Source organism: Empedobacter sp. UBA5528 (assembly GCF_002426075.1).
In the GTDB taxonomy this organism is placed as follows: Bacteria; Bacteroidota; Bacteroidia; order Flavobacteriales; family Weeksellaceae; genus Empedobacter; species Empedobacter falsenii_B.
On the sequence record NZ_DINY01000064.1, the window covers coordinates 1 to 6259 of the forward strand.

At 27.2% G+C, this 6259-nt stretch carries 3 protein-coding genes; all 3 read left to right on the forward strand.

Features of this window, described 5'->3' with window-relative positions; translation table 11 throughout:
• On the forward strand, nucleotides 1-554 hold a 554-nt coding region (locus B4L98_RS13470), incomplete at its 5' end, for a hypothetical protein (RefSeq protein WP_291078489.1).
• A gap of 4518 nt (nucleotides 555-5072) precedes the next feature.
• A complete protein-coding gene (locus tag B4L98_RS13475; protein ID WP_114998212.1) occupies nucleotides 5073-5339 on the forward strand; it encodes a transposase in 267 nt (88 codons plus the stop codon).
• Between the two features lie 20 nt (nucleotides 5340-5359).
• Nucleotides 5360-6256, forward strand: coding sequence for an IS3 family transposase (locus B4L98_RS13480; RefSeq protein WP_114998210.1), 897 nt, complete (start codon nucleotides 5360-5362; stop codon nucleotides 6254-6256).
• Nucleotides 6257-6259 lie beyond the last annotated feature (3 nt).

Below are 6259 nucleotides of genomic sequence, written 5' to 3' on the forward strand. Positions count from 1 at the left end.
AACTTTCGTTAGGATATCCAGAATATTTAAATAAAGTAAAGCTTCCTGGCTTTTATTCTGACGCTCCTTTTACTAAAGCGGTTTCTGGGTTTTTACAAAATTACCAAATTATAATAATTTGTTCATTATTAGATGAATTTGATAAACAATTTATACCATTAAAGTATCCTGAACATTCAGAAAAAATACTAAAAGTAAAAGAAATCACAAGACCTATTAAAAAAAGAATAAATAAATGGAAAGATTTAAAAAACTATAGAAATTATATTTTAGCCCATAACTTAAGAGAAAAAGATATTTCAATTTTTTCAGAAAAATATACAAAAAAAACTTACAAAATTCCATATTCCAATAGCGAACACTATTTGCTTGGCGAACTAGCAATATTAATTATTAATTTCACAACCGAAGTTTTTAAAAATGAGGTCGAAAAAATTGATTTGACGGAAAATATTTTATCTAGAATTGAATTTGAGTTTAATGATATTGATCCTGATAAAGAATTATTCACTATTTATAGTGAATGCTTAAAATTATTAAACAACTGTGATTAAAACTTGTAAGGATTACTTAGTTGTAAATTACATTCTTTAATTGTTTTTTAAGATTATAGAACTTATTAGATAAGTTATTTAGATTTAATAATAAATTAAATATCAAATTGAATAAAAATTAAAAGTCCAAAAAAATATGTGGGATTCATTTAATACTTATGGAGGAAGCTTTCAAAATTCATTCGAAATGCTATGTAACCAACTTTTTGAAAGATATCTTTCAAAAGAATATCAAAATTCGATTGATGAATTTAAAGTAATAAATGGAGCAGGCGGAGATGGTGGTATTGAAGCTTATGGAAAATTATCAAATTCTAATATTATTGCGATACAATCCAAATGGTTTAAACAAGCTTTAGATACTAATGAGCTTAACCAAATAAAAAAATCTATAACTACTGCTCTAACTATAAGACCTAATATAATAGAATATATTATCTGTATTCCCCATAATGTTAGCTCTATTAAAATTGGAAAAGGGAAAAAACCGACACAAAATAGTGAAGATATAAGAATTGAAAATTTTGAAAAAGAAATAAAAAACTCATACCCAGTTCTTAAAATCACTTGGTGGTTTGAGCATTCTATTTTAGAAAAATTACAAAAAGCCGAAAACGAGGGAGTTCATAAATATTGGTTTGAAAATGAAATAATCCACTCAAAATTTTTAAAAGATAAATTTGATTTACAAAAAACCAATTATTGGCTAAAAGAAAGATATGTTGGAGATTTACATACTAAAGGTGATATTCAGAATTTAATAGACAAACAACTATATAGTCCATCTTTTAGAAACAAAATTCTGGTAAAAATTCTTGACTTTAAAAATAAAGCAAATAATACTAAAAACCTTTCTGAAAAATTCATCAACCAGAGTTCAAAATCAGATGAATTAACCACGAAACTTAAACAAATTAATTGTTTTATAGAAGATTTAATTGAAAAATCTCTTGAATTTGAAACGAGGCTAACAAATGGAATTGCACCTAATTTAACGATTGATGTAGATCAAGAAATTCCAATTATATATACTATTGAAGATACAATTAAAATACTAACTTCTATAAAACCAACTGATCTTCAAAAGCCAATTTATAATAAATTGGAAGTAGCTTTGAGAGAGATTAGCACAGATGTTATTAATTCCTATTTTGTAATTGAAAATGAATTAATAACAATATCAACCAGCTTAATATTAGGAAAGCCGGGCACAGGAAAAACACTTGGATTAGCATATGCAGTAGAAGAATGTTTAAACAAATATGCACCAGCTATATTAATTCAAGCTAAGGGTTCTAATTCAAAAGACTGGACACAATTACTATCTCAAGAATTAGAGTTGAGCAATTGGAATAAAAATGAAATTTTCAGTGCACTTGAAACATTAGCTATTGGGAAAGATTGTGAATTAGCGACTAATAATACCATCAATTTTGAAAATACAAGTGTATTAATTTGTATTGATGGGCTTGAAGAAGATATTTTGAATGATGCAAATTGGTACAATAGAATTAATGAAGCCCTTGAAATAACAAGTAAATATAAAAGAATTCGGTTTGTTTTCAGTGCCAGAGAATATTTTTATAATAATGAAAGGTTACCTGATTACCAAAAAAACTACAAGGAATTAAGACTGAAACGAGAGGGTGATGTAAAAGTTGAAGATGTTGCTAAAAAATATTTCGAAAAATATAATATCACCATTGAAAATTATCAATCCATAAAAGGACTGGATAGTTTATTTGCTTTAAAATTATTTTGTGAAACATATCAAGGNNTAGATTCGAGAAAATCAAAATCTAGAAATGCTGTTTTAGAATTTTTAAGCATAATATCCGATTTATTCTATTATAATTCTGAAGTAAGTCATACTGAAATTTTAGATATAGGAATTGAAAACAAATTAAAATATTTAGATAGCAATGAGATTGAACTATTAATTGAATTTCTATCTAATAACGGAATCCTTATAAAATACGAAAGAAATGTAGATTCTGATTTCATATTAGAAACAAAAGAAAGTTTTTACACTTTCAGTTATCAATCAATTCTAGAAATTATAGTTTCAAGTAAAATAAGTAGAGATATAATAAATGGAAAAATTGATTGTTTACCAGATTCTCTCTTTAATCAAATTTCACTTTCTACTGAATTAGATGATGAAGCCCATAATTCTTATTCAGGTTTTATTCCTAATCAAAGAATCATTCAGGATATAATAAACGAGCTTTTTATTAAAAAACGTAAATTAATCGGAATTGATGATTTTTTAACTAATGGTTTTACAAAAGATGAAATTTTTGAACTACAATTAAATGCTTTATATGCTGTGCCAAATGAAATAAGTTACATATACAAAGATTGGATTACAGAAATTTTCACCAAGGATTACATCAAAAGATTTCAAATTTTACAAGATTTAATTATACCACTTTCATACGATAAGAATAGTTCATTTAATGCAATGTACCTTCATAATATTCTTAAAAATATTACAAATCATTTTGAAAGAGATAAATTTTGGTCAGGGTTAGATGATTATGAAAGTAACATAATGTCTAAGAAGTTAAACATAAGAGAATATGATTTATCACAATGGTCATTAACCTCTATTCTTGAAGATAACTACGATTTAGATGAAACAGATATGTTTGATGGACTTCCATTAATATATACGTGGGGATTTACTACACTTGATCAAAAATTACGTGAAAACTTACGAATTAAGCTAACCAAATGGGCTCTAATTCTTCCTTTAGAGTTTAAAAAGCTTTTAGACTTAATGTTACCTATTGACGAGCAACAAATTCTCGAAGATTTAGCTTCAATTACTTTAGGGATCTCTACAAAATGTAAAAACGAAAATGCAATTCTTGAACTTGCTTTGTGGTGCCTAAATAATATATTCAGTAACACTGATAAATATAGAAATGTAATTGTAAGATATGGTTTCAGAGCTATAGTTGAAAGAGCATTTCAATATAATTTAATTTCTAAAACAGAAGTTGAAAAATCACACCCTGCTTATAAAGATAATTTAATCCTTTTAGAAGTTGATGAAAAATATATAATTAATCCTGTAAAAGATCCTTACCCAATAGGTCATGATTTATCGTGGTATGTTATAAAAAAAGCATACGATGATTTTTTGTCAGTCGAAACAGGATTCAATTCTCTTTCATTCGATAAAGAGAATCCTTTTATCACAGATTTTTACCAGAAATATAGCCTATTAATCAATAATAGCACATCAGCAAGGATATGGGGAATGGCTACGGCATTATCTTATATAAAATCATTAGGCTTTAATAGAGAAACAGGTTACGTTAATACTGATGCAACACATGGAAGTAAAAGTGAAAAATTTACTTTTGAAGAAAAATATGTTTGGTTAGCCGTTCATTATTTAAAAGGATATTTATCTGATTATTTACCTTATGAATACGATGATGAAAATAAGGAATTTAATTGGATTGATGATTATTCTAAAATTGTACATATCAGTAATCCAGTGGAGGATTTACAAATCAATCTTGAAAATCAAGTCGATGAATACTTTAACCCTCCATTATGGATAATAAAAGAGGAATTAGCACCTGAAATCAATAATTTAGAAAATACAGGAATTGAGATTGATAAAATTATAAATAATAATCCTAAAATAGATTTCAATAATTGGCTTAAATACAGTAATCTAGACTTTAATTCAGATATTGAAAAAGAATATTTGTCTATATACCAAAGTACAGGTTTAACCAACTCCTCAGAAACAATTAAATCCTATATTGATTGCAATAGTTATCTAATAAATGAAAAAGACTTCGATTTATTACTAAAACAATTTTCTCAAAACTCAAAATCTATCCATTTAAATGATTTTGGAAGTCCCGATACAGATACTTATACAAGTCCGTCAAATTTGTTTTGGATGGATTGGGTAGGAGAAAATTATAATGAAACTGAATTTGATGAAGACATATATATTTACAATTGTCTCACTAAAGTAATGAAAGATACTGTTGATGGAGAAAAAGAAGTTATTATACCGTCTAAAAAAGTTAGAAAACTACTTAGTCTTTCAGAATTAGATAACAATAACTATCTAACTATAAATTCAGACGTAATAGGATTTAGTCATGAAATAAAAACCGAAAGATATAGCTATGGAGATCATCAATCCATGATTTTGATTGATAAAAATATCTTACTTCACGAATTAAATAAAAACAGTATGAAATTATTTTGGGTGGCAACTCATTTCATTAAAAAAAATCCTTCAAATAAAGAAATAGAAGAGATTGAATATAATCAGAAAATTAGAAATTACGTCATTTGGTTAGATGAGATGAATGAATTACAATCAATCAAATATTTTGAAGGCTAATATTCAAATATATAAATCCTATTAACAAAAAAGCTCTTATCCAAGAGCTTTTTTATTAAAGAAATGTTTGGGATAATGTAAGCTTCCCCAAAATTAGAGTCATTTATAATTATAGTTTATAAATTTATAAAACTATGAAGAACAGTAAATATTCGGAAGTTCAGATTATCAAGATCTTATCTGAACAAAATTTTGGAAAAACGGTCAATGAAATTTGTCGTGATCATGGAATTAGTCAACCTACTTTTTATAATTGGAAGAGTAAATATGGTGGATTGGACGTTCAACACCTCACTAAAATGAAGGAAATGGAGAAAGAACTCTCTCAGTACAAAAAGATTGTAGCAGAACTAACGCTAGAAAATGTTGTGATGAAAGATGTGATTTCAAAAAAGCTTTAACGCCTTCTGAGAAACGAGAACTGGTCACTTATTGCAGCTCACAATACGCAATGAGTACTCGTAAGGCGTGTAAAGTTTTCCTCATTTCCAGTTCGGTTTATTTTTATAAAAAGAAACCCAATAATGAGGATGATAAAATTAGGGAAGAATTAGTTTTGCTTTCAGAGCAGCACTACACATGGGGATTTTGGATGATGTATCACAGGCTGAGAAATCGTGGATTTGGATGGAATCATAAACGAGTTTACAGAATATATACCTCTCTGAAATTAAATCTTAGAAGTAAACGTAAAAAACGTCTTCCAGCAAGAGTAAAAGAGCCTTTATTGCGACCAATTTACCCAAATGTAACTTGGAGTATGGATTTTATGCACGACACCTTAGAGTGTGGTAAAAAAGTAAGAAGTTTGAATATTATAGATGACTTTAATAGAGAAATTTTAACCATTACAATTGACACTAGTTTACCTTCATCAAAGGTCATTTCACAGCTAAAGCAACTTGTAGAATGGCGAGGAAAACCTGATAAAATAAGAGTAGATAATGGACCAGAATTTATTGCAGAAAAATTAAAAATTTGGTGTCTATCAAATCAGATTGTTCTACAATATATTCAACCAGGAAAACCAACACAAAACTCATTAGTAGAAAGATTTAACAGAACTTTTCGAACAGAATTTTTAAACGTTTATCTCTTTGAGAATATCAAACAGATGAAAAATTATGCTGAAATTTGGATGTGGATGTATAATAATGAGCGACCTCATAGTGCCCTACAATACCTCACTCCCAGAGATTTTTTGTTGAAATATGGAAAAATAAATAATGAAAAAAAACAAGATTTTCCTACATTCAAACAAAATTATAATAAAAATAATCAATTATTAAATAAAAACTCTATTTTTGAATGTACCTAACAA